Source organism: Dictyoglomus sp. (assembly GCA_025060475.1).
In the GTDB taxonomy this organism is placed as follows: Bacteria; Dictyoglomota; Dictyoglomia; order Dictyoglomales; family Dictyoglomaceae; genus NZ13-RE01.
Map to the genome: position 1 here is coordinate 54,052 of JANXBZ010000007.1, position 24,327 is coordinate 78,378.

Here is a 24,327-nt window from a genome sequence, read left to right on the forward strand (position 1 = left end):
TCATTTTTGGAAGAGGGACCGGAGAAGGGGGTTAACCGGTCCCTCCTTTTTTGGTTTTAGAATTGGATGGAGCCAGAGAAAGAAGCCACTAAAGGCATTGTATTCTGTATTGTTTCCATAAAGGAACCTTCCGCTTGATATCCTAATCCTGCATCTACTCTTAAGAATAATAAGTTTATTCCTGCACCAACAGTGAAACATTTAGGTTGGAAATTAGTATCCAATATTGCACCGCCTCTTACTGTTAAGAATAGTAAAGGCTGTTCTATTCCAAGTTTATATAACGTAGGCTGGAAGTTTTTATCTAAATCTACATCAAAAGCAATCCTTGTGGAAAGAACAGGAAGTTTTAATAAAGCTCCCGCCTTGAGAGTTAGAGGGGGGATATCAAATTCAACTTCTATTTCTTCAGGAGAGAGAGAACCTGAGTCTACAGAAGAACTATAAGTATAATTAACACCAGTTAAATTTCCATAATTATCATATGTTGGAGAAAAGTATCCCATCTCTTCTTCCCAATAATACTCTCCACCGATCCATTTAGCATAAACATTCTGAGCGGATATTCCAAGGGCAAAATTATCTGAAAGTTTTAAATATGCTCCAAGATCTATTGCCCAATTTCTAATATTCCACATATTTTTTGTACGATCTAGATAATTATATGCGGTATATCCATAGTAGTCTCCCCCCTTAATATATCCCCCATATAATAATCCAGCACCATTTACCTGGGTTGCTATACCTTGGTGTTCTACCCCAAAAACATTTACTCTTAAATTTGCTCCAATATTTAGTTTCATATTTCCCAAATTAATAATAGGAAGACCCAAAGTTAATGCACCATTAAGATTTAGTGGAGCAAAAAACCATATATTTCCTTTTATAACAGTATGGGTAGGATCTGTAGTATTATAATTATAATTATAATTAGTAAATTTATAATATTCAACATTTAAATTAGCATCTCCCCAAACTGTAAGCCCCAGTCTTCCTATTCCTAAATTCGCATATCCTGTTAGGAAAGTATTTGCAGATAGGTCGTCATCAGGAGGTTCCTGTTGCCCAATTATATTTATATATTCCATTATTTTATTAAAGTTATTCCATTCCGTTTCATCTACTGGCCAAAAGCCAAAGCCAACTTTTAAAGAGAAGCTATTATATTCTCCCATTAATGCAGGGTTAAAAATTGCAGATGTGGGAGAATCACCAAGGGCAGTCATTGCTCCTGCCATACCCAGGGCTCTTGGATCCTTTGCAAGAGGAAAAAGTGACTCCCCAGTAACTTCCACAGCTAAGGTATAAACAGGAATCAGGAGGAAAATTAATGTAAGGAGAATTATTAATTTATTTCTCATTTTAAAAACCTCCTTTTAATTTTCTATACATTTTTATTTTATCAGAATTTTCTAATTTTTTCTTACGATTTTAATATAAACTTAAAAATTCTCTTTGTCTGTGATTTTTGTCACATATTTTTTGTGATTTTAGTCATATAAAATGATATAATCAAAAAGAAGAACTCTTAGAATTAATGGAGGCAGAGATGAAAAAGGATGAAATCTTTATGAAAGAAGATGAGTATTTCAGAAGTCAAATATTTAGATTAGTAGATTGTTTTTATAGGCATGGAAGTAAGGTTCCTTTTCAATGGGGTGCATGGATCCCTGCAGTTGATGTTTACGAAACTGAAGATAAAATAGTAGTTTTAGTAGATATTGCTGGGGTAAATAAAGAGAATATAGATTTAACTTTCCAAGAGAATAAACTTCTTATAAGAGGAACAAGACCTGTTAGATCCTATTCTAATCCTGAAATCTACTATCAGATGGAAATAAATTTTGGTCCCTTTGAAAGAGTAATACATCTTCCCTGTGCTGTTGATGCAGAAAAAGCAGAGGCAGTATATAAAGAGGGATTTTTAGAGATTTTACTTCCCAAAAAGTAAGAGGAAGGAGGAAAGATTAAATGGACGAGCAGGAATTAAAAGGTATTGAGAATATTCCAGAGATCCTGCCTATCCTTCCGTTGAGGGAGACAGTAGTTTATCCTCAAATGTTAATTCCTTTAGTGGTAGGAAGAGAAAAAAGTTTAAAGCTTATAGAAGATGCCATTTCAGGAAATAAACTTATTGGACTTTGTATGCAAAAATCTCCTATTGAAGAACCAACTTATGATGATATTCATAGAATTGGAACTGTTGGTATTATTGTAAGAATGTTAAGATTTCCTGACAATACTATAAGACTTTTTGTTCAGGGACTTCAAAGAATTAGAATTGAAGAGTTTATTCAAAGTGATCCATATTTTAAAGCAAAGATATCTGTGATAAGTGAATCCTATGAAAAAACTATTGAAATAGAAGGTGCAATGAGAAATCTTATTTCTCTATTCCAGAAGATGGCATCTTTAATTCCTCAATTTCCTGAAGAACTTTTAATTAATGCAATGAATATTCAGGATCCAGGAAGATTGGCAGACTTTATTGCCTTTAATATAAATATTAATGTAAATGAAAAACAGGAAATCTTAGAGACTATAGATATAAAAGAAAGACTTCAGAAATTAACCTATTTTTTAACTCGAGAAATTGAAATTCTTGAAATAGCTAATAAAATCCAAAATGATGTAAAGAATGAGATAGAAAAAAGTCAAAGAGAATACTTCTTAAGACAACAAATGAAAGCAATACAAAAGGAATTAGGAGAAATAGATCCAAGAGAGATGGAAGTAAATGAACTTCGACAAAAATTACAAGATGCAAAATTACCTCCTGAAGCCATGAAAGAAGCGGAAAGAGAATTGGAAAGACTAGCTCAAATGCCTCCTGCATCTGCAGAATATACTGTAACAAGAACATATTTGGACTGGATGATTTCTCTTCCTTGGAGTAAGAGTACTATTGATAACTTAGATATTCAAAAAGCTGCCCAGGTTCTAGACGAGGATCATTATGATTTAGAAAAAATAAAAGAAAGAATTCTAGAGTATTTAGCGGTTAGAAAAATGAAAGAAGACATGAAAGGTCCAATTCTCTGTTTTGTAGGACCACCTGGAGTTGGAAAGACTTCTCTTGGAAAATCAATTGCACGAGCTTTAGGAAGAAAGTTTGTAAGAATTTCGCTCGGAGGTATTAGAGATGAGGCAGAGATAAGGGGACATAGAAGAACCTATGTAGGAGCATTACCAGGAAGAATAATTCAGGGAATGAGAAAAGCAGAATCTAATAATCCAGTATTTATGTTAGATGAAATTGACAAGATAGGTACAGATTTTAGAGGAGATCCTGCTGCTGCTTTGTTAGAAGTTTTAGACCCAGAACAAAATAATAATTTCGTAGATAATTATCTTGGAGTTCCTTTTGATCTCTCCAAGGTGATGTTTATTGCAACAGCTAATGTTCTTTACACAATTCCTCCTGCCCTATTAGATAGAATGGAAGTTTTAGAACTTCCAGGATATACAGAATTAGAAAAAATCGGAATTGCTAAAGGATATTTGATTCCAAGACAATTAAAAGAGCACGGCTTGGATCAGGATAAATTAGAATTTGAAGAATCTGCAATTAAAAAGATAATAAGAGAATACACAAGAGAAGCAGGTGTAAGAAATTTAGAAAGAGAAATTGCTACTATATGTAGAAAAGTAGCCAAGGGATACGCAGAAGGAAGTATAAACGAGAAAGTGATCGTTAATGAGGAAAATATTCATAAGTATTTAGGACCCTCAAAATATATCTATGGATTAAAAGGTGAAAAAGATGAAATTGGTGTTGCAACAGGACTTGCATGGACAGAAGCAGGAGGAGATGTACTGTTTGTAGAGGTATTAGTCGTTGAAGGAAAGGGTAATTTGATATTAACAGGTAAATTAGGAGAAGTAATGCAAGAGTCTGCAAAAACAGCACTATCTTATGTTAGATCAAAGTCTAAGGATTTAAACATAAGTTACGATATGTTCGAAAAATCCGATGTTCACATTCATTTACCATCAGGAGCTATTCCCAAAGATGGTCCATCCGCAGGAATAACCATAGCTACTGCTCTTGCATCTGCCTTTACTGGTAGACCCGTTAAAAAGGATATAGGAATGACAGGAGAAATAACTTTAAGAGGAAAAGTGCTTCCTGTAGGAGGAATAAGAGAAAAAGTTTTAGCTGCCCATAGAGCAGGATTAACATCAGTTATTATGCCAAAAGAAAATGAGAAAGACTTAGAAGAGATTCCAGAGCAGGTTAAAAAGGAACTTAAATTCTATTTCGTAGAACATGCTGATGAAGTCCTCCAATTAGCTTTATTGGAGGTGAAAAAAGATGATACTAAAAGAAAACTTGAAGAGGTTAGGGAGTCTTAATTTTTCTCCTTTTCTTATAACTTCCCTATATTTGAATATTTCACCCTTAGAATATCCTAAGGGTGAATATAGATTGATTTGGAAAAACTTCCAAAAAGAAATATTAAATTTTTCTGCAGAAGACAGAGAAATAAAAAAATCTCTTTTGGATGATGCAGAAAAAATCTCCAATTTTCTTGATCAAGAAATTAATACTTCTGTAAATACTCTGGTTATTTTCAGCTGTAGTGCAAAAAACTGGTTCGAAGTTTATCCTCTTTATCCCTCATTAAAATCCAAGTTAGTAATAGATAAAGATCCTTATACAAAACCTATTATTAGATTATTAGCATCCCAAAATCCATATTTGATAATATTATTAGCTAAAGATAAAGCAAGAATTTTCACTTATCATTTGGGAATGTTAAAAGAAGAGGGAGAAGTTGAGAGTGAGGTTCCAAAGAAACATAAACAGGGAGGATGGGAAACATCGGACTGGCAAAGATGGCATGAAATTCATGTTATTTGGCATTTAAGGGATGTAATTGATTTTATAAAAAAAATTAATAATGATAAAAGAATCATAATAGGAGGAAGTTCTCATACTGTATCGGAATTTAAAGAGTTATTACCCAAAAACTTCAAGGAAAGAATAGTTGGAGAACTCAATCTTGAGATTACTTCTCCTATAAAGGAATTATTAGATAAAGTTGAAAAATTCATTAGTGAATATGAAGAAAGGGAAACAAGAGAGTTAGTAGAAAGAATTTTTGTGAATACCAAAAAAGGGAAAGATTCTACTTATGGATTAGAAGAGGTTGCTTTTGTGGTACATGAAGACAGAATCCAAACATTATTAGTTACAGAAAATTTTGAAAAAGAAGGATTTCAATGTCCAAAATGTTCCTATATAAGTCCATATTTAACAGAATGTCCTTTTTGCAATATAAAAATGGCGAAAAGAAATGATATTGTAGATGAAATTATAGAAGAAGCTATTAATAAAAAAGCAAAACTTATATTTATTAAAGATAAAAATTTAGGAGAAAAAATCGAAAATATTGGTGCAATTTTAAGATTTTAAAAATGGGGGGAGATAAATCCCCCCTTAATTTATAGCTTCTCCGCAACTAATCTTGTTATATCTGCTAACCTGCAAGAATATCCCCACTCATTGTCATACCAAGCAAATACTTTTACAAGATTATTTCCAATTACAATAGTTGATGGAAGATCAACAACAGTAGAATAAGTTGTTCCTTTAAAATCTCCTGAAACAAGCTCTTCCTCAGTAACACCAAGAATTCCCTTCATTTTTCCTTCTGCTGCCTTCTTAAAAGCAGAATTTACCTCCTCTACTGTTACATCCTTTTGAACTATACATACGAGATCTGTCACCGATACTGTAGGAACAGGAACTCTTAAAGCAACCCCATGCATTTTACCATCAAGTTCGGGAATAACCCTTCCAATAGCTTTTGCTGCTCCTGTTGATGTGGGGATTATATTCAATGCAGCTGCCCTTGCTCTTCTTAAATCTTTATGGGGAAGATCTAATATTCTCTGATCATTGGTATACGCATGTACAGTAGTCATTAAACCTTTCTCTATTCCAAAATTATCTAAAAGAACCTTTGCCACTGGTGCCAAACTATTTGTGGTACAAGATGCATTAGATATAATGTGATGTTTTTCTGGATCATATTTATCTTCGTTCACTCCAAGAACAATGGTAATATCTTCCCCTTTTGCAGGAGCAGAAATAATCACTTTTTTTGCCCCTCCAGAAGTTATGTGTACCTTTGCCTTATCTGCATCAGTAAAAAGTCCTGTGGACTCTATTACTATTTCAACTCCAAGTTCTTTCCAAGGAAGCTTTGCAGGATCTTTTTCAGAAAATACTCTTATTTCATGTCCATCAATAATAATTGATGTATCAGTATATTTTACTTCCCCCTTATAAATTCCATAATTGGAATCATATTTAAATAAATGGGCAAGAGTTTTTGTGTCTGTAATATCGTTTACCGCAACCACTTCAACTTTATCTTTATGAAATTCAAGTAAAGCTTTTAAGGCTTGTCTCCCCACTCTACCAAACCCGTTAATTCCTACTTTTACTGCCATAACACACCTCCATAATTAAATATTTTTCTAAAGTTAATTATATCATAGTAAAATTCGAATAGCTGTTAAAAATTCTTTAAAGTTAAATACTTAAACTAAGAAGTTTCCCTGGGACAAAAACTACTTTTTTTGGATTTTTATTGCCTAAATATTTTTTGACATTTTCTCTTTGAAGGGCAATCTTTAAGGCCTCTTCTTCGGTAATATCCGCGTTAACATCTACTCTATCTCTTACTTTTCCATTTATTTGAATGACTAAGGTTATAATTTCTTCTTTTATTAATTCAGGATTATAAGATGGCCATTGTTGTAGGTGAATACTATATTCATAACCTAATTCTTTCCAAAGTTCCTCAGTAATATGAGGAACAAAGGGAGCTAAAAGCAAAAGTAAATTTTTAATACATTCTTTAAACAGTTCAGTAGAACCATATTTATTTTTATAATCTGTTAATTCATTTAAAAATTCCATCATTGCAGCAACAGCAGTATTAAATTTGAAAGAAATTATATCCTCTGTCACTTTTTTTATGGTTTTATGAAGAATTCTTTCTAACCTTTTATCATCATTAGGATTCCTCTCTTTAACTTCACTTTCCTCTAAGACTAATCTCCAGAGTCTATTTAAGAATCTATGAGCACCTTCAACTCCTTCATCACTCCACTCCATATCAACTTCTGGAGGAGCAACAAACAATATGAAAAGTCTTGCAGTATCAGCACCATAATTTTCAACCATATAATCTACAGAAACTATATTTCCTAAAGATTTAGACATTATCTGACCGTCTTTATATACCATTCCTTGAGTAAATAATCTTTTAAAAGGCTCTTTCACAGGACTGTATCCTGCATCATATAAGACTTTTGTAATAAATCTCGAATAGAGAAGATGCAAAACTGCATGTTCTATTCCTCCTGTATATTGATCCACAGGAAGCCAATACTCTGCCTTTTCTCTTGAGAATGGCTCTTTTTCATTATGAGGATCAGTATATCGAAAATAATACCAAGAAGAATCTACAAAAGTAGCAAGAGTATCTGTTTCTCTTTTTGCATTACCACCACATTTTGGACATTTTACATTCACGAATTCTGGAACCTTTGCAAGAGGACTCTCTCCTGTTCCTGTTGGTTCAAAATCAGAAATGTCAGGAAGAAGCACTGGAAGATCTTCATAGGGTACAGGAACTATACCACAATTGGAGCAATAAATAATAGGAATAGGAGCTCCCCAATACCTTTGTCTTGATACTAGCCAATCTCTTAATTTATATTGAACCTTTCTTTTCCCAATTCCTAAGCTTTCAAATTTGTTAATAATTTCGTGCCAAAAATCAATACTTTTCATCCCACTATATTCAAAAGAATTTATCATAATCCCTTCTTCTTCATAAGGGAGTTTTGGATCTTCTTCATCATAGGGAGTAATTACAACCTTTATAGGAAGATTATATTTCAAAGCAAATTCATAATCCCTTGAGTCATGAGCAGGTACTGCCATTATTGCTCCTGTTCCATAAGTATAAAGAACATAATCTGCTACATAAATTGGAACTAACTCTTTAGTTAGTGGATGAATAGCATAACTTCCTGTAAACACTCCAGTCTTTTCCTTTTCAAAAGCTATTCTTTCAAGTTCACTCTTATTCTTTGCTTTTGCTATATATTCTCTAACTTCATTTAAATATTCAGGCTTAGTGATTTTTTCTACTAATGGATGTTCTGGGGCAAGAACTACAAAGGTAACTCCAAATATAGTATCAGGTCTTGTAGTGAACACATAAATTCTTTCCTGAGAATCTTTTACCTCAAAATAAAACTCTAAGCCTTCTGACTTTCCTATCCAGTTTTTTTGCATTAATTTAACTTTTTCAGGCCAGTGTTCCAAAGTATCCAAATCTTTAAGAAGATCTTCTGCATATTCTGTTATTTTAAAAAACCATTGTTCAAATTCCTTTTTTTCCACTTCTGTTTTGCATCTCCAACATCCTCCATCAACTACTTCTTCATTTGCAAGAACTGTTTTACAATTTGGACACCAATTTACAGGAGCCTTTTTTCTATAAGCAAGTCCTCTTTCATAAAGTTTTAAAAAGATCCATTGAGTCCATTTATAATAATCTGGAGAGCAGGCAGTAACTTCTCTATCCCAGTCATAAACCACTCCCATTTTAAATAACTGTTCCTTCATTCTTGCAATATTTTTATATGTCCATTCCTTTGGATGAACCTTATGCTTTATTGCAGCATTTTCTGCAGGTTGTCCAAAAGCATCCCAACCCATAGGATTTAAAACATTATATCCTCGCATGGTATAAAATCGAGCAATAAGATCTCCAATGGTATAATTTCTCATATGTCCCATATGAAGATCTCCAGATGGATAAGGAAACATTACTAAGGAATAGAATTTAGGTTTATCATTCCTTTCTTTTACATAATAAATCCTATCTTCTTCCCATTTTTTCTGCCATTTTGGCTCTATCTCTTGAGGATTATATTTTTTCATCTCTCTCCCTCGCTTTTTAGGATTTTTACAATTTATTGTGTATTATATATAAAGGAAGAAAGAAGGTAAAGAGATAAGTCAATCCATTATGATCCTTTCAATAATTTCTTTCCTCCAAATCTCAGCTTCATAGTTAAAACTCTATCTGTAGAGAAAATCTTTGCAGAAATGAAAATTAAAACAACAAATACTGCGAACATATAAATTATCCCATAGGCTACTATGGAATAATTCCCTAAAAGAATATTCTGAGAAGCAAGAAAGGGATGAGTGAATGGTATTGCCAATATAAAGATTTTTAAAGGTAAAGATAAAGAGTTTATATCAGAGAAAAGGGATAAAAAGTAAGGAATCATGATAAGAAATATTAAGGGTAAAGCCATACCTTGAGCACTCTTTAAATCTTCCGCCAAAACACCCAAAATTGTAGCTAATGCTAAGGCACATAGAATAGCAAGAAAGAGAGAGACTCCTAAAAGAAAATATCCAGAAGGAGTAAGTTGCAGTCCTAATTTTTGTATAACTTGAGAAGTAATATCAGAAGTTTTCACATCTCCCATAACTCCTGTCATAAAAGATCTATATCCCAACATGTATATCCCTGCTGAAATTACTCCTACAATTCCTGCTCCCATCATTTTTGCAATAACAATTTGTTTTCTGCTTATAGGTACTGTAAGTAAAGTTTCTAAGGTTTTATCCTGTTTTTCCATAGCAATAGCGGAAAGAACCATTTGAGATGAAAACATTATCACCATCATTAATATAATAGGAATAAAAATGGATTGAGAATAAACCATGTTAATCACTTGAGAAGTTGATCCCTCCGCCATTTTATCTTTCACAATAATAAACTCTTTACTTTTAATAGGATTTTTTAGATCATCGGGATCTATCTCGGGAAATTTAGATTTTAAAAAATTATTTGAAATATATCTATTAACTGAAACAATAACTTGATTTATAAGGTTAGATCCTATAGTGCTTCCTAGAGAGAAGCTTTTTATAAAGGAATATATCTCAATTTCTTTTGACTTAAATTGAGATACTGTCCTTTCAAAATCCCTTGGAATTATCATCAAGAAATTTATATTATTCTCCTTTGCATATTTGATTGCATTCTCTCTATTTTCTTCCTTTATTAATTTATTTATAAGTTTTATCCTAAAATTTCCAAAAGAAAGATTATTTAAAACCTCCATGGAAAGAGCAGATTTATCTAAATCTAAAACATAAAGATCTTTTTTTTCGATACTCTTTTTTATTTCGCTTTTTGTTAAATTACCCATAAAGCTAAAGAGGATAATCACAGCAACTAAAGAAATTATTAGCTGTGCTGTAACAAGCTCTTTAATCTCCTTTTTAAGAAGATTATTAAATTTTTTCATTGTATGACCCTCCTAAAAACTTCTTCTAAGTTTCTTGAAGAGTATTTTTCTTTTAATTCCTCAGAAGTTCCCATTTCAAGAATCTTTCCATTATCTATAAGAGCAACTCTATCGGATAGGAATTCTATTTCCAACATATTATGAGAGGAAAGAAGAACAGAAGTGCCTTCTTTTACATATTCTCTTATAATTTCCCTTACTTCTAAAGCATTTATCACATCAAGTCCTGAAGTTGGTTCATCAAGAATAGCAAGAATAGGCTTTGTCATAAGAGCCCTTGCAATAAGAAGTTTTCTAACCATTCCCTTACTGTAACTTCCTACTTTATCCTTTAATCTTTCTCCTAAGCCTGAAATCTCTATTGCTCTTTTAATAAAAATATCTTTTTCTCTTGCATCCTTAGCATAAAAATTTGCCATAAATTCCAAATAATCAATTCCTTTCATATTCTTATAGACTCCTGCTTCTTCGGGCAAATAACTAATATTCTCCCTTACAAAATCAGGGTTTTCTTTTATATTTTTCCCATTAAAGAATACTTCTCCATCGGAAGGAGAAAGAAGAGTTGCTATAATTCTTAAAGTAGTAGTCTTTCCCGCACCATTGGGACCTATAAGAGCAAAAATTTCTCCTTTTCTTACTTCAAAACTTATTCCCTTTAATGCAGAAATATTTCCATAATTCTTTTTAAGATTCTTAACCTGAAGAATTATTTCCATCAAAATTCCTCCTTCCTATTTAATCGTTTTTTTAAGTATAACATACATAAATAAAAAAAATTAAATTTGGGTTAGACAACTCGAAATAATTGCAAAAATTTTTCACTAAGTATATAATATAAATGAAAAAATTTTTCATTAAGGAGAAACGAGAATGGAGTTAAGAAAAACTTTTAAGGATCTTGGATTAAGAATGAGTAAACAAAGAGTAGCAATTCTAGAATTTTTTGAGGAAAATAAAGAAGGACATTTCTCACTAAATGAAATTCATGAAAAACTATCTCAAAAAAATAAAAATATTTCTTTCACCTCTGTTTACAGAACATGTAAATTACTTGAAAAATTAGGATTAATAAGACAGATTTCCTTTGAAGAAAGACATATACACTACGAAAGTAATCTAACCCCACATCTTCATTATCAATGTCTTATATGTGGAAAAATTGTAGAAGAAAATCCAGAGTGGTTGAAGGAATGGAAAAAAGAATTAGATAGTAGTAATTTCTTAATAACCTCTTACAGGGTTCAAATTTATGGGGTTTGTAAAGATTGCCAGAGTAAATATCCAGAAGATGTAAAAAGAAAGTTAAATATGGGGGTATAACCATGGTAAAAGCCCTTTTGGAAATGAATAAAGGAGAAAAAGGAAAGATCCTATCGATAAAAGGAGGAAAAGGAAGAATATTAAGACTAGCAGAATTAGGAATAATTCCAGGAGAAGAGATAATCCTCATGCAGAAAAGTTTTGGCCCTATAATTGTTAAAGTAAAAGATACAAACTTAGCTTTAGGAAGAGTTATTGCTCAAAATATAATAGTAGAGGTGGAGAATGGAAAAAAAGAAGATTAGAGTCGCTCTTTGTGGAAATCCTAATGTAGGAAAAAGTACCATTTTTAATCTTCTTACTGGGTTAAGACAGCATACTGGCAATTGGCCAGGCAAAACTGTAGAAAAGAAAGAGGGAATACATATAAAGGACAATTACGTTTTAGAAATTATTGATCTTCCTGGTACATATAGCCTTACATCCCGCTCTGTAGAAGAAATTATTGCAAGGGATTTTATAATTAAGGAAAAACCAGATATTATTGTAGTTATTGCAGATGCCTCATCTTTAGAAAGAAACCTTTATCTTCTCTCTCAAATTTTAGAATTATACTCTCAGGTTATTTTAGCTTTGAATATGATCGATCTTCTCTCTGAAAAAAAATATAGAGTAGATTTTAAAAAATTAGAAGAAAAACTAGGAATTCCAGTAATTCCCATGATAGCAAATAAAGGAATAGGGATTGAAGAGTTAGTAGATAAAATTATAAAGATTTTTGAAGGACAACAAAAATATTTACCCCAGAAGGTAGATTATGGTGATCTAGAAGAAATTATTGGAAGAATAGAAGAAAAATTACCAAAAGATCTGCATGGATATAATTCACGATTTATAGCTATAAAATTGTTAGAAGGTGATGAGATTGCAAAAAACTTAGTCAGAGAAAATATAAGTTATGATGAAATTGAAAAATTAATAGGAAAAAGAGAAGACACTGGGATAATTTTAGCCAACGCTCGATATGATTGGATCAAAAGAATTCTATCATATACTCTAGAAAAACCAAAAACTCCAGTTATAACAATAAGTGACCAATTAGATTATTGGTTTACCCATCCCATTTTTGGTCTCCCTATAAGTCTTATAGCTTTAGGACTAGTTTTTTGGTTGACATATACTTTAAATGATTTATTTATTGGGCCATGGGAAAATTTTATAAATCTTATTTACAATCTTCTTGAAAAAATCTTCTTCTTTTTACCATCCTTCTGGAAAGAACTTCTTCTCAATGGAGTTTGGGAAGGAATCTCCATCTTATTAAACTTCATTCCTCTTATAATAATATTCTTTTTCTTCTTCGCAGTATTAGAAGATACAGGATATTTAGCAAGAGTCGCTTTTGTAACTGATAGAATTATGCATATCCTGGGACTTCATGGAAAAGCCTTTTTACCTCTTATAATGAGTTATGGATGTAATGTTCCGGGAATTATGGGGGGAAGAACGATAGAGGAGGAAAAAGATAGAATATTATTAACTCTTTTAAATCCTTTTATTCCATGCGTTCCAAGAATTATTGTTTCTGCTTTTTTTGCCAGTATTTTCTTCCCTAAATATGCAGGTTTTATTCTGCTTTCTTTATATGTTATTAGCCTTATAGCTGTATTTATTAGCGGAAAAATCATAAGAAAATTCCTTTTAAAAACATCCTTTTCCCCACTAATTATGGAGCTTCCTTTATATAAATTTCCTAATCCAAGAACTATAGGTATATATATATGGGAAAAATTAAAAGCATTCTTACAAAGAGCAGGAACCATTATGGTTTTTCTATCTGCAATAGTTTGGATTTTAGGAAATTTTCCATCTAATAATATGGAAAATTCCTTATTAGCATACATAGGGAGAATTTTTCTTCCTTTTCTCAGCCCACTGGGATTTAACTGGCAATTAGTAGTAGGACTCATTGCAGGGTTTGTAGCAAAAGAGGCAAGTTTAACTACTTTATCCACTATTTATCATGCTACAGAAGAAAATTTAAGAACTATTCTTCTTTCTGAAGTTACTCCTTTAACTGCATATTGCTTTATGATTCTTCAACTTCTTTATATTCCCTGTGCTGCTACTATTGCGACAATTTATAAGGAAACAAACTCTAAAAAGTGGACGCTATTTAGTATTATTTATTCTTTAGTCTTTTCCTATATCTTTACCTTTCTAATATATAACCTAGGAAAGATTCTTTTCTTATGATTGAAAAAATTATTCAATATCTTGAAAAAAATAAAGTTATAAGTGAAAAAGAAATAAAGAAAAAATTTAATCTTACTGATGAAGACTGGAAACTCATTTTAGTTCAACTAAGAGATTTAGGTTATATAGAAGAAAAGCTATCCACCTCCCCTTGTACCTCTTGCTCTTTCTCTAAATTCTGCTCTCAAGTATGTCTGATATCTGAGCCCTTATCTCCTGAACTACAGAAGAAGGAGTAGGATGAGCAGTGATTGGTCTTCCAATTACCAAATAATCTGATCCTTTCTCTAGGGCTTCTCTTGGGGTCATTATTCTTTGCTGGTCGTCTTTTATATCTTTTGTTAGTCTTATTCCTGGAGTTACTATGAGTAACCTTTTTTTGAGATTTTTCCTAAGCAATTCTATTTCCTGAGGTGATGCAATAACCCCATCTAGACCTGTTTCTTGAGCCAATTGAGCTAGAAAAAGAACCTGTTCTGGAAGAGAACGGGATACTCCCCAACTTCTTCTAAATCCTTCCTCTGAAAAACTTGTTAAGACCGTAACTCCTAATAAATATGGGGTTTCCTTTTTATTATTAATTTTGTAGTTTTTTGTAATTTCCACTGCCTTTCTTAACATATCTTCCCCACCTAAAACATGTAATGTGATCATCATAGGATCTAATTCTATAAGTTTCTCAAGTGTTCTTCCAACGGTATTAGGTATGTCGAATAGTTTTAAATCAATAAAGACTTCTCCTCCCATATTTTTTATTTTTGATACAATTTGGGGTCCAGCAGAAACAAATAATTCCAAACCTACCTTAAAATTTTTCACTAAAGGTAAAAGACTTTCCACCATTTTCAGGGCCTGATATTCTGTAGGAAAATCTAATGCAACAATTAATGGATCTCTCATGAAAAATCCTCCTTTCTTTTATGAGCTAATCCTATCAAGTCTTGAATTTTTTCTTCTCTAAAGTAATTTTCAAGCTCTAAGACAATTTCTTTTCCAATATTAGGGTTAATAAAATTAGCGGTTCCAATTTCTACTAAAGACGCCCCTGCCAAAATATATTCCATAACATCCCCAAATTCCATTATTCCTCCGCAACCCACAATTGGAAGAAAGCCTTTCTCATAAATTTCCCAAATATATCTTAAAACCAAAGGTTTAATAGACGGTCCTGACAAACCAGCAAATATCCTTTTAAATATAGGTTTTCTAATCCTCCAATCAATAGCTAAGCCTAAAAAGGTGTTAAAAACAACTACCGCTTCTGCTCCTGCATTTTTTAGAAGATTTATTAGAATTAATATTCTTTCTGTCTCAGGAGACAATTTTACCCAAACAGGTTTTTGAGATATTTTTACAACACTTTTTGTTAGTTCGTAAGTAATATCTGTATCTAAGCCAAAATATATTCCTCCTTTATCTACATTAGGACAAGAAATATTAAGCTCTATTCCTGAAATCTTTAAATCCTTCAAATTTTTTGCTAATTCTATATATTCCTTAACACTCTCACCTGCAATAGAGACAAAAATATTTGTATTAATTTTTTCTAAAAAGGGCATTTCCTCCTCAAGAAACTTTTCAAGTCCAGGATTTTCTAGACCTATAGAATTTAACAGACCACAGGGGGTTTCCCAAATTCTTGGGGGTGGATTTCCTCTCTTTGGTTTTAAGGTTATACTTTTAGTTACAAATCCTCCTAAGATTTCTAAGGGATAAAATTTAGATATTTCTTTACCAAAACCTGATGTTCCTGAAGCTAATAGAACAGGATTCTTAAATATAAGACTTCCTACTTTAATTTGTAAATTAGAATTCACTCAAAATTTACCTCCCCTCCTGAAACTACGGGTCCATCTTTACATATATGTAAATTCTTCTCTTTTCCATAAAATACACATCCTAAGCATATTCCAATTCCACAGCCCATTCTTTCTTCTAAAGAAAGATAAAGTTTGCTCTTGTTTTCCACTTTTTTCCATAATTCCTTAAGCATAGAAATAGGCCCACAAGAATAAATTCTATCGAATTTATTTAAATCTTTTACAAACTCTAAAATTTTGCCCTTTTCTCCTAATGTTCCATTTTCTGTTGAAATTATAAAATAACTACTTTTTCTTTCAAATTCCTTCCAAATCTTTTTAGAAATTTTTGTGGAAAAACCAATAAAGGAGTAGATTTTAATATTCTTTTCAGAAATAAAATTCAAAAGAAATGATAAGGGAACAATTCCCATACCTCCACCAACGATCGCTATTTTTTCATTTTCTGAGGGAAGAGGAAAACTTGTCCCTAAAGGAGCTATAATCTTTAATTTATTTCCTTTTATCTTCCTGCTTAATATATACGTTCCTTTACCTTTAATTTGATATAAGAATTCTATTTCTTCTCGCGATACATTGTAGAAACTAAAAGGTCTTAAAAGAAGAGGATCATAAGAATCATTTATCTTTATCATGGCAAATTGTCCAGGTAATGCCCTAAAAGAACCATTATTTTTAAGTTTTAATAGAAATATATCTTTATCTAATCTTTCATTTTCAATTATTTCAAAGTCTTCCATCATTTTAATATTTTCCCTTCTCTAAAAACTATTTTTCCATTGACTATAGTGAGAATAGGCCAACCTTTAAGATTCCATCCTTTAAAGGGTGTATTTTTACCCTTTGAGAAGAATTCTAATGGATTTACTATCTTTTCCTTCTTTAAATCAATGATTGTTAAATTTGCTATATTTCCTTTCTCCAAAGGAATGTATGGAATATTAAGAATTTTTGATGGATTATAACTTATTTTCTTTAGAAGTTTTGGCAGAGATAATTTTCTATGGAAATAGCCGTAAGTTATTACTAAGGGAACTAAAGTTTCTAATCCTGATATTCCAAATTCTGCTAAATCATACTCCTTTAGTTTATCATCTTGATGATGGGGAGCATGATCAGAAACAATAACATCGATAATATCTTCCTCTAAAGCTTTCCATAGAGATTCTTGATCTTCTTTTGTTCTTAAGGGAGGATTAACTTTAGTATTTGCATCATAGTTAGTTTCCTTTACATAATCTTCTGTTAAAATTAAATGATGAGGAGTAACCTCACAGCTTACTTTTATTCCATATTTTTTAGCCCACCTAATCATTTCAATACTCTGCCAACATGAAACATGAGCTATATGTAGTTTACCTTGAGTTAATTGGGCTAAAAATATATCCCTTGCCACAATACTCGCTTCAGCAGTCCATGGCATTCCCTTTAAACCTAAGAGAGTAGCTGTCTTTCCCCAATTTATAGATCCTTCAAGAGTTAGGTTAATATCCTCACAATGTTCTATTATTGGAACATTGAAAATTTTTGAATATTCCAAGGCACATCTTAAAATCTCACTATTCATGACACAGCTTCCATCATCAGAGAAACCCTTTGCTCCTGCCAAATACATATCTCCCATTTCAGATAATTCTTTTCCTTCTCTTCCCTTTGTGATTGTTCCAATAGGATAGATATTAACAAGATTTATTTCTTTTGTTCGCTTATAAATATATTCTATAAAAGATCTTTGATCTAAAGGAGGTGAAGTATTAGGCATACATGCTATAGAAGTAAAACCTCCTGCAACAGCGGACATACTTCCTGATAATAAATCTTCTTTCCATTCAAAACCAGGTTCTCTCAAATGAGTATGCATATCTGTCATACTTGGAACTATTATTTTACCTTCTCCATCAATAACTTCATCAATATTATTAATATGTAAATTATCACCTATTTCCTTTATTATTCCATTCTCAATATATATATCTCTTTTTTCTTGAAACTCTCTTTCAGGATAAATTAAAAGAGCATTACGAATGAGAAGTTTCATCTATTTTACCTCCTCCTAATAATAGATAAAGTAGTGCCATTCTCACAGCAACACCATTAGTTACTTGCTCATTTATAACTGAATGAATACTATCTGCAACCTCTGATGAAATCTCAACCCCTCTGTTCATAGGACCTGGATGCATTACTAAAACATCTGACTTTGCCTTTTTTAATCTTTCAGGAGTAATTCCAAATAATAAATGGTATTCTCTTAAAGAAGGGAAAAGTCCTTTCTTTTGCCTTTCCAATTGAAGTCTTAAAATATAAATAATATCTGCATCTTCGATGGCATCATCTAAATTATAACTTATTTTCACACCTAAATCTTCTATCCCTGGGGGAATTAGAGTACTCGGTCCACATACGTTTATACTATTTCCTAGAATTCTCCATGCATAAATATTAGATCGAGCAACCCTACTGTGCATTATATCCCCTATTATTGCGATCTTCAAATTATCTATTCTTTTCTTTTTTTCAAAAACAGTATATACATCTAAAAGAGCTTGTGTTGGATGTTCATGCATTCCATCTCCTGCATTGATTACAGAACATTTTAAATTATTTGCAAGAAGATAAGGAACTCCTGAAGAACTATGTCTCACAATAAGAGCATCTATTCCCATTGCTTCTAAAGTCTTTACCGTGTCCAACAAACTTTCTCCTTTCTGAACACTACTTACTGATACAGAAATACTCATAGTATCTGCGCTTAAATATTTAGCCGCCAATTCAAAGGAAGATCTAGTTCTTGTGCTAGGTTCATAAAAAAGAGTGCATATGGTTTTCCCTCGAAGAGTAGGAACTTTCTTAATAGTTCTCTTTAGAATTTCTTTCATGGAAATAGCAGTTTCGATAACTAATTCTATTTCTTCTTTTTTTAAACCTTCTATTCCTAATAGATCTTTATGTTTCCATAACATTACTCATCACCTCACTCTTCTTTCCATTCTGCAATAACTACCTCATCTATTCCATCAGTTTCCTCAAGCCTTACTTCAATTAACTCCTTTCTAGAAGTTGGAACATTTTTTCCTACATAATCTGCTCTTATGGGAAGTTCTCTATGGCCTCTGTCAATTAAAACAGCAAGTTGAACTGTTTTTGGTCTTCCTAAATCTACAATAGCATCTAATGCACATCTCACTGTTCTTCCAGTATATAAAACATCATCCACTAATATCACATCCTTTCCTTCTATTGAAAAATTAATTTCTGTTTTTCCAACCTCTGGCTGATCTAATCTAAGATTCAAGTCGTCCCTATAAAGAGTTATATCTAAACTTCCTACAGGAATTTCTTTATCTTCTATCTCTTTTAAGTATTTCTGAAGTCTATGAGCAAGAGGAACTCCTCTTTTTCTAATTCCTATTAGAACAATATTATCTATACCTTTATTTTTCTCCACTATCTCATGGGCAATTCTTTTTAAAGATCTTCTTATCCCTTCCTTATCGAGGATTTTTGCCTTTTCTTGATAAATCACCTAAAATTTCCTCCTTTCTATAAAAATAAAGGCAGGCTCTACCTTTTTAGGGTATGCCTGCCTTTTATCTTCTTTTTTATAAAAATATTTTTTCAAATTTCCTCCCTTTTTAGCCTCACAGGGCTAAATTAAAGGTCCTAAGTATTATAGAAAGAAAGAAAAAAAAAGTCAAACAATTTGTATGAAGATAAGTAGGGTAAAAAATATTTTTTAGGAATATACCCAGAAATTTAGAAAGATTGAGCTATAGATCATAAACTTTATATTTTAAAACAAAAAGAATTATAATAAATATGTCTAATTTATTTATAGGAGGTGTAGAAATGTTAGAAAGGAGAGAGCCTGTAGTCTTAGAAAATATGGGACAGAAAATTTTTGGAGTAATTCATATTCCAGAAAAAACACCAGCACCCTTTGTATTATTATGTCATGGATTTACGGGAACAAAAGTTGAACCCCACAGAATATTTGTAAACACTGCTTCCGCTTTAACAAAAGAAGGAATAGGAGCTTTGAGAATTGATTTTAGAGGTTCTGGGGATAGTGAAGGATCCTTTAAGGATATGACTGTGGAAGGAGAAGTCTCGGATGCTCTAATCGCATTAGAATATTTATCAAAAAATGACTTTGTGGATAAAGAGAAAATTGGAATTCTTGGATTATCTATGGGAGGAGCTGTAGCAAGTTTAACTTCTGGAAGAAGTCCTTTAGTAAAATCTTGTGTTCTTTGGGCTGCAGTATGTCATTTTGATATTTTCTTCAATAGACCTCCAGAAGAAGTTCAAAAGATAAAAGATTACGGAGATTTTATTGACTTAGGAGGAAATCCTGTAGGAAAAAGATTTTTAGCAGAAATTACGAATATAAAACCTTTGGAGGAAATTAAAAAAAGATCTATTCCAGTTCTTATAATTCATGGTAGTGAAGATTTATTAGTACCCCTCCAACATGCTTATGATTATTACAATGGTCTTAAAGAAACTCATAAAGTGGAATTAGTGGTAATTGAAGGAGCAGATCATACTTTCAATTCTATAGAATGGGAAGAAAAAGTAATTGAAAAAACAGTAGATTGGTTTAAAAGAACTTTATAAAAATAAGGGGAGCTTGTGCTCCCCTTAAAATTAAAAATTTTATTCCTTCAAATATTTCTCAGGATTCTCTTCAAACTTAATCTTACAAGCCTTATTACAAAAATAAAACTTTTTTCCTTTATATTCTGAAAATGCAGGTGGATCTTTTTCATCAACTTCCATTCCACAAACAGGATCTTTTGCCATTAAATCACCTCCTTACCAATCAAGAAGTCTTTTTTCTCCCTCAATCTTTTTAATATCTGTAATATCTTGAGTAACCTCTAAAGTTCCCAAATAATTACCATCTTTATCTCTCACAGCAAAATATCTTATTAATACTAATCTTCCATTAAAATTGATCCAAAAATCAGCATGATCTTTCGTTCCATTTTTGAACTCATTAAGAATTTTCTCTACAATATGAATACTCTTTTGAGGATGACATTGCTGTACCTTTCTCCCAATAACAGCTCTTGTTCTTACAAAAATTCTCTCTTTTGTTTCGTTGAAAAATCTAACCTTATCATTTATGTCCACAAAGGTTATATCAACAGGTAGAGTATTTAAAACAGCCACTAATTCTTTCAAGGAGAAGCTTCCAGAGGGAAGATGTATTACATTTTCTTTTTGAAAAAGCTCTTCTTTAACTTCTTTCTCAATGGGAATAATAACTTCTGAGGGAGTAAAGCAACAATATCCTATCTCATCAAATTGAAATCTAATATCTTTCCACTCATCCTCATTAATTACATGAAGTCCCATAGGAAAAAGAATATTATTTTCTTTGTAGAAGTGAGAAGAAAGAATATTCCCAAGCTCAATAGCTGTTAATTCAATTTTCTCTATAAATTCATTAAAGTTCATACTATCGTAATTATCAATTATCTTATATAACTCCTTTTTAATGGCTCTTATTTTATCATGATCCATCCACATAATAGCAGGAGGTTCCTTAATACCATGTTTCTCTAAATAGGGAAATAATACATTTTCTTCTCTTAAATAGTGTTTTTCCGATTCTTTAAAATGTTTTACAATATCCTTAATTTCTGAGAAGATTTCCTTTCCTAATTCGAAATTTCCAATATTTTTAATCTCATCTATTTTTTTCTTTAAAAGATCAGAAAACTCAATAAGTTTTTTATGTTCCTCCATGAGTATAGATATGGGATGTCCCGCCTGAACCAATGGTTTTTCCTTTTCAAGAGCCTCATGAAACACTGCAAGATGTACTTCACATAATCTCATAACTTCTTCTCGAGGCATTCCTTCTTGAATTAACTCCTGCTCAACCTGGGCAATTTCAGTAGAGGTTACACTCCCAAAAAGTTCCTTAAATTCTCTTTTTAATTTTTCTGGATCCTCCCCTTTATGAATTTTTCTAATTAGTTCCTTTATCATTTCTTTTTTATCTATTCTCTTTTCAAAGAGTTCACTCATAAAATATTCCCTCCAATACTTTATAATTCTAATAATTTTTTAATTCTCTCATATTTTTCCTGAGTTATCTCACCCATTTAAGGAATATCCCAAAAACCTCTATTACCAAAGTAAGGAAATCTCCAACCCCAGAAACACATATCTTTCACCTCCCTTCTAGATGGATGGATTAAACCTTCTAAGTCTCAAGGAATTACTCACTACAAATACAGAGCTAAGTGCCATACTAATTCCAGCTATCATTGGATTTAATAGAATTCTAAAAAAAGGATACAATATTCCAGCAGAAATAGGAATTCCGATTATATTGTAAATAAATGCCCAAAATAAATTCCATTTAATAGTGTTAAAAGTTCTCTTTGATAATTCTAAAGCTCTAATGACACCTCTTAAGTCATTTCTTGTAAGAACTATATCTCCCGCTTCTATCGCAATATCAGTACCTGATCCTACTGCTATACCAATATCCGCTTGAGAAAGAGCTGGAGCATCATTTATTCCATCTCCCACCATAGCAACTTTTTTACCTTTTTTCTGTAACTCTTTGATTTTTTCCAGTTTATCTTCTGGTAGAACTTCTGAAAAATAAAAATCAACAGATAATTCTTCTGCTATAATTTTCGCTGTAGATTTATTATCTCCAGTAATCATGCCTACTTTATATCCCATATCTTTTAGCTTTTTTATTACGGTTTTTGATTCCTCTTTTAATTTATCCTGAAAAGAAAGGATACCTATAGTCTTTTCATCTTCTAAAAGGAAAATTAAGGTTTTTGATTCTTTTAATAGACTATTAGTAATATTTCTTAGATTAGGAGGTATACTTTCTAATTTACCTATAAAAAACTTTTTTTCATTAAAAATTCCTTCTACTCCAAAACCAGGAATTTCTCTAACATTTTCCAGAGATATAGATTCTAAATTTAGTCTTTCTCCTTCCTCCACTATTCTCTTTGCTATAGGATGTTCTGAAAATTTTTCTAATGAATATGCGATTTCTAAAATTTCTTTCTTTTTATAATTATTTAAAGGTATAATATCAGAAAGTTTAAGACTTCCTTCAGTAAGAGTTCCCGTTTTATCAAAAATTACGGTATCTACTTTATCAATTTTTTCCAAAATCTCTGCTCCTTTAATTAAAACTCCAAGCTGAGCGGATCTTCCTATACCCACAACAAGAGCAGTAGGAGTTGCAAGACCAAGGGCACAAGGACAAGCAATTACTAATACAGATACAAAGGTTATAAGAGCATATTTATAAGAAGGCTGAGGGCCAAAAAAATACCATAAAAGAAAAGTTATTAAGGATAAACTCAATACCGTGGGAACAAAAATATTTGCAATTTTATCTACCAATCTTTGAATTGGCGCTTTTGTACTTTGAGCTTTTTCAACTAAATTTATTATTCTTGATAAAACAGTATCACTACCAACTTTTTCAGCTTTTATTTTTAAAACCCCATTTAAATTTATTGTTCCTGCAAAGACTCTATCTCCCCTACCCTTCTCCTTTGGAACACTTTCTCCAGTTAGCATGGATTCATCAATTGAGGAAAAGCCCTCTATAATCTCTCCATCAACAGGAATTCTCATAGATGGTTTTACTAAAATTAGATCCCCCTTAATCACTTCTTCTGTGAGAATCTCCTCGAAATTTTCTCCTCTTTTTACAATAGCTGTTTCAGGTTTAAGAGAAATAAGTTTTTTAATAGCTTGAAATGTCTTATTTTTAGCTTTATTTTCTAAATATCTTCCTAACAAAACAAAAGTAATAATCACAGTAGATGTATCATAATATAATTCTGGAGAAATATTTGTTCCAGTAAAAAAAGAAGGATAAAAAGTAGCAAGAACACTATAAAGATATGCAGAAGTTGTACCTAAAGATACAAGAGTATCCATGTTTGCTAACTTATATTTTAAAGCAGAAATTGCACTTTTATAAAATCTATATCCTCCATAAAATTGTACAGGTGTTGCTAAAAAAAAGAGAATTAATGGAGAAAATTTTAGAAATATGCTTCCTAAGAAAACAGGTATTGTAAAAATTAAACTTATAAACAGTCTTCTTTTTATATCTATTAAATCTCTTCGCTTCTGGAGTTCTATCTCATTCTCAAAGTTTTCTTTTTTAGGATCTAAAACTTCGTATCCAAGATCTTTTATTACTTTCTGAATTGTTTTTACACTAATAATAGAAGGAATATATTCCAAATAAATTTCTTCTTTTATAAAGTTTACTTCTCCCTTCAAAATTCCATCTAAATTCTTTATAGCGTCCTCAATTCTTCTTGCACAACTAACACAGCTCATTCCTATTATGGGCAAATTAATTCTTATTGTAGGAACAGAATATCCTAGAGACTCAATTTTTTCTTTTATTTTTGGAATATCTATATTATCCCCCTCAAATTCTACTTTCTCTAAAGGAAAATTAACTTTTACCTCTTTAATACCCTCTATATCCCTTAGAGCCTTTTCTATATTTAAAGCACAGCTTATACAATTCATTCCTGATATAGGTATTTCCAATCTTCTTACCATATAATCTCCTTTCCTTTTATTAAGATTTCCTCTTATATTT

The 24,327-nt window shown here is 31.6% G+C and carries 21 protein-coding genes; 7 read left to right on the forward strand and 14 right to left on the reverse strand.

Annotated features, from left to right (window positions below; translation table 11 throughout):
* Nucleotides 1-56: 56 nt before the first annotated feature.
* Nucleotides 57-1,361 carry a hypothetical protein gene (locus tag NZ841_04955; protein MCS7202105.1) on the reverse strand — a complete coding sequence of 435 codons (1,305 nt, stop codon included), beginning with the start codon at nt 1,359-1,361 and terminating at the stop codon, nt 57-59.
* A 188-nt stretch (nt 1,362-1,549) separates the two neighbouring features.
* Here NZ841_04955 and NZ841_04960 point away from each other — a divergent pair, with 188 nt between their 5' ends.
* Genes NZ841_04960 through NZ841_04970 form a run of 3 tightly spaced genes read left to right on the forward strand, consistent with a single transcriptional unit; the run spans nt 1,550 to nt 5,419 of the window.
* Nucleotides 1,550-1,951: an Hsp20/alpha crystallin family protein gene (locus tag NZ841_04960; protein MCS7202106.1), complete on the forward strand. Its 402-nt coding sequence runs from the start codon at nt 1,550-1,552 to the stop codon at nt 1,949-1,951.
* 20 nt (nt 1,952-1,971) lie between these two features.
* Nucleotides 1,972-4,356, forward strand: coding sequence for an endopeptidase La (gene lon / locus NZ841_04965; GenBank protein MCS7202107.1), 2,385 nt, complete (start codon nt 1,972-1,974; stop codon nt 4,354-4,356).
* Nucleotides 4,316-5,419 (forward strand): hypothetical protein, encoded by a 1,104-nt coding sequence (locus tag NZ841_04970; GenBank protein ID MCS7202108.1) that lies wholly within the window; start codon nt 4,316-4,318, stop codon nt 5,417-5,419. Before lon ends, NZ841_04970 begins: the two co-directional genes overlap by 41 nt.
* Nucleotides 5,420-5,448: 29 nt before the next feature.
* Here the strand turns inward: NZ841_04970 and gap are convergent, their stop codons facing one another.
* The 4 genes from gap to NZ841_04990 form a co-directional block, all read right to left on the reverse strand.
* Complete coding sequence (gene gap, locus NZ841_04975) at nt 5,449-6,462, reverse strand: type I glyceraldehyde-3-phosphate dehydrogenase (GenBank protein MCS7202109.1); 1,014 nt, start codon at nt 6,460-6,462, stop codon at nt 5,449-5,451.
* A gap of 82 nt (nt 6,463-6,544) precedes the next feature.
* Nucleotides 6,545-8,974 carry a leucine--tRNA ligase gene (leuS, locus tag NZ841_04980; GenBank protein ID MCS7202110.1) on the reverse strand — a complete coding sequence of 810 codons (2,430 nt, stop codon included), beginning with the start codon at nt 8,972-8,974 and terminating at the stop codon, nt 6,545-6,547.
* A gap of 86 nt (nt 8,975-9,060) precedes the next feature.
* Nucleotides 9,061-10,362: an ABC transporter permease gene (locus NZ841_04985; GenBank protein ID MCS7202111.1), complete on the reverse strand. Its 1,302-nt coding sequence runs from the start codon at nt 10,360-10,362 to the stop codon at nt 9,061-9,063.
* Nucleotides 10,359-11,081, reverse strand: coding sequence for an ABC transporter ATP-binding protein (locus NZ841_04990; protein ID MCS7202112.1), 723 nt, complete (start codon nt 11,079-11,081; stop codon nt 10,359-10,361). The genes NZ841_04985 and NZ841_04990 overlap by 4 nt, the downstream gene beginning before the upstream one ends.
* 154 nt (nt 11,082-11,235) lie before the next feature.
* Here NZ841_04990 and NZ841_04995 point away from each other — a divergent pair, with 154 nt between their 5' ends.
* Genes NZ841_04995 through feoB form a run of 3 tightly spaced genes read left to right on the forward strand, consistent with a single transcriptional unit; the run spans nt 11,236 to nt 13,881 of the window.
* On the forward strand, nt 11,236-11,685 hold the full coding sequence (locus tag NZ841_04995; protein MCS7202113.1) for a transcriptional repressor: 450 nt from the start codon (nt 11,236-11,238) through the stop codon (nt 11,683-11,685).
* Nucleotides 11,686-11,687: 2 nt separating this feature from the next.
* On the forward strand, nt 11,688-11,930 hold the full coding sequence (locus NZ841_05000) for a ferrous iron transport protein A (protein MCS7202114.1): 243 nt from the start codon (nt 11,688-11,690) through the stop codon (nt 11,928-11,930).
* Entirely contained in the window at nt 11,911-13,881 is a 1,971-nt protein-coding gene (gene feoB, locus NZ841_05005) for a ferrous iron transport protein B (protein ID MCS7202115.1), read from the forward strand. Before NZ841_05000 ends, feoB begins: the two co-directional genes overlap by 20 nt.
* A 171-nt stretch (nt 13,882-14,052) precedes the next feature.
* Here the strand turns inward: feoB and pyrF are convergent, their stop codons facing one another.
* From pyrF to pyrR, 6 genes are read right to left on the reverse strand one after another with little or no spacing between them, the layout of a single operon-like run.
* Nucleotides 14,053-14,781, reverse strand: a complete 729-nt coding sequence (gene pyrF / locus NZ841_05010; protein ID MCS7202116.1) for an orotidine-5'-phosphate decarboxylase — start codon at nt 14,779-14,781, stop codon at nt 14,053-14,055.
* Nucleotides 14,778-15,698 carry a dihydroorotate dehydrogenase gene (locus NZ841_05015; GenBank protein ID MCS7202117.1) on the reverse strand — a complete coding sequence of 307 codons (921 nt, stop codon included), beginning with the start codon at nt 15,696-15,698 and terminating at the stop codon, nt 14,778-14,780. The genes pyrF and NZ841_05015 overlap by 4 nt, the downstream gene beginning before the upstream one ends.
* A complete protein-coding gene (locus NZ841_05020) occupies nt 15,695-16,444 on the reverse strand; it encodes a dihydroorotate dehydrogenase electron transfer subunit (protein MCS7202118.1) in 750 nt (249 codons plus the stop codon). Before NZ841_05020 ends, NZ841_05015 begins: the two co-directional genes overlap by 4 nt.
* Nucleotides 16,441-17,739 carry a dihydroorotase gene (locus NZ841_05025; GenBank protein ID MCS7202119.1) on the reverse strand — a complete coding sequence of 433 codons (1,299 nt, stop codon included), beginning with the start codon at nt 17,737-17,739 and terminating at the stop codon, nt 16,441-16,443. The genes NZ841_05020 and NZ841_05025 overlap by 4 nt, the downstream gene beginning before the upstream one ends.
* Nucleotides 17,720-18,664: an aspartate carbamoyltransferase catalytic subunit gene (locus tag NZ841_05030; protein ID MCS7202120.1), complete on the reverse strand. Its 945-nt coding sequence runs from the start codon at nt 18,662-18,664 to the stop codon at nt 17,720-17,722. Before NZ841_05030 ends, NZ841_05025 begins: the two co-directional genes overlap by 20 nt.
* Before the next feature lie 11 nt (nt 18,665-18,675).
* Nucleotides 18,676-19,227, reverse strand: coding sequence for a bifunctional pyr operon transcriptional regulator/uracil phosphoribosyltransferase PyrR (gene pyrR / locus NZ841_05035; GenBank protein ID MCS7202121.1), 552 nt, complete (start codon nt 19,225-19,227; stop codon nt 18,676-18,678).
* A gap of 323 nt (nt 19,228-19,550) precedes the next feature.
* Between pyrR and NZ841_05040 the strand changes: the two genes are divergently transcribed.
* The gene (locus NZ841_05040; GenBank protein MCS7202122.1) at nt 19,551-20,321 is read left to right on the forward strand and encodes an alpha/beta fold hydrolase; all 771 of its coding nucleotides are present in this window, start codon (nt 19,551-19,553) and stop codon (nt 20,319-20,321) included.
* 39 nt (nt 20,322-20,360) lie between these two features.
* On the opposite strand, the gene NZ841_05045 is transcribed toward NZ841_05040, so the two are convergent.
* The 3 genes from NZ841_05045 to NZ841_05055 all read right to left on the reverse strand — a co-directional run bounded on the left by NZ841_05045 (nt 20,361) and on the right by NZ841_05055 (nt 24,287).
* Nucleotides 20,361-20,507 carry a YHS domain-containing protein gene (locus tag NZ841_05045; GenBank protein ID MCS7202123.1) on the reverse strand — a complete coding sequence of 49 codons (147 nt, stop codon included), beginning with the start codon at nt 20,505-20,507 and terminating at the stop codon, nt 20,361-20,363.
* A 12-nt stretch (nt 20,508-20,519) separates the two neighbouring features.
* On the reverse strand, nt 20,520-21,743 hold the full coding sequence (locus tag NZ841_05050) for a DUF438 domain-containing protein (protein ID MCS7202124.1): 1,224 nt from the start codon (nt 21,741-21,743) through the stop codon (nt 20,520-20,522).
* A 156-nt stretch (nt 21,744-21,899) separates the two neighbouring features.
* Nucleotides 21,900-24,287 carry a heavy metal translocating P-type ATPase gene (locus tag NZ841_05055; protein MCS7202125.1) on the reverse strand — a complete coding sequence of 796 codons (2,388 nt, stop codon included), beginning with the start codon at nt 24,285-24,287 and terminating at the stop codon, nt 21,900-21,902.
* Nucleotides 24,288-24,327 lie beyond the last annotated feature (40 nt).

Excerpts from the sequence above, each read along its gene's own strand:
- NZ841_04955 (MCS7202105.1), bottom strand. The coding sequence starts at position 1,361 with ATGAGAAATAAATTAATAATTCTCCTTACATTAATTTTCCTCCTGATT.
- NZ841_04960 (MCS7202106.1), top strand. The coding sequence starts at position 1,550 with ATGAAAAAGGATGAAATCTTTATGAAAGAAGATGAGTATTTCAGAAGT.
- lon (MCS7202107.1), top strand. The coding sequence starts at position 1,972 with ATGGACGAGCAGGAATTAAAAGGTATTGAGAATATTCCAGAGATCCTG.
- NZ841_04970 (MCS7202108.1), top strand. The coding sequence starts at position 4,316 with ATGATACTAAAAGAAAACTTGAAGAGGTTAGGGAGTCTTAATTTTTCT.
- gap (MCS7202109.1), bottom strand. The coding sequence starts at position 6,462 with ATGGCAGTAAAAGTAGGAATTAACGGGTTTGGTAGAGTGGGGAGACAA.
- leuS (MCS7202110.1), bottom strand. The coding sequence starts at position 8,974 with ATGAAAAAATATAATCCTCAAGAGATAGAGCCAAAATGGCAGAAAAAA.
- NZ841_04985 (MCS7202111.1), bottom strand. The coding sequence starts at position 10,362 with ATGAAAAAATTTAATAATCTTCTTAAAAAGGAGATTAAAGAGCTTGTT.
- NZ841_04990 (MCS7202112.1), bottom strand. The coding sequence starts at position 11,081 with ATGGAAATAATTCTTCAGGTTAAGAATCTTAAAAAGAATTATGGAAAT.
- NZ841_04995 (MCS7202113.1), top strand. The coding sequence starts at position 11,236 with ATGGAGTTAAGAAAAACTTTTAAGGATCTTGGATTAAGAATGAGTAAA.
- NZ841_05000 (MCS7202114.1), top strand. The coding sequence starts at position 11,688 with ATGGTAAAAGCCCTTTTGGAAATGAATAAAGGAGAAAAAGGAAAGATC.
- feoB (MCS7202115.1), top strand. The coding sequence starts at position 11,911 with ATGGAAAAAAAGAAGATTAGAGTCGCTCTTTGTGGAAATCCTAATGTA.
- pyrF (MCS7202116.1), bottom strand. The coding sequence starts at position 14,781 with ATGAGAGATCCATTAATTGTTGCATTAGATTTTCCTACAGAATATCAG.
- NZ841_05020 (MCS7202118.1), bottom strand. The coding sequence starts at position 16,444 with ATGATGGAAGACTTTGAAATAATTGAAAATGAAAGATTAGATAAAGAT.
- NZ841_05025 (MCS7202119.1), bottom strand. The coding sequence starts at position 17,739 with ATGAAACTTCTCATTCGTAATGCTCTTTTAATTTATCCTGAAAGAGAG.
- NZ841_05030 (MCS7202120.1), bottom strand. The coding sequence starts at position 18,664 with ATGTTATGGAAACATAAAGATCTATTAGGAATAGAAGGTTTAAAAAAA.
- NZ841_05040 (MCS7202122.1), top strand. The coding sequence starts at position 19,551 with ATGTTAGAAAGGAGAGAGCCTGTAGTCTTAGAAAATATGGGACAGAAA.
- NZ841_05045 (MCS7202123.1), bottom strand. The coding sequence starts at position 20,507 with ATGGCAAAAGATCCTGTTTGTGGAATGGAAGTTGATGAAAAAGATCCA.
- NZ841_05050 (MCS7202124.1), bottom strand. The coding sequence starts at position 21,743 with ATGAGTGAACTCTTTGAAAAGAGAATAGATAAAAAAGAAATGATAAAG.
- NZ841_05055 (MCS7202125.1), bottom strand. The coding sequence starts at position 24,287 with ATGGTAAGAAGATTGGAAATACCTATATCAGGAATGAATTGTATAAGC.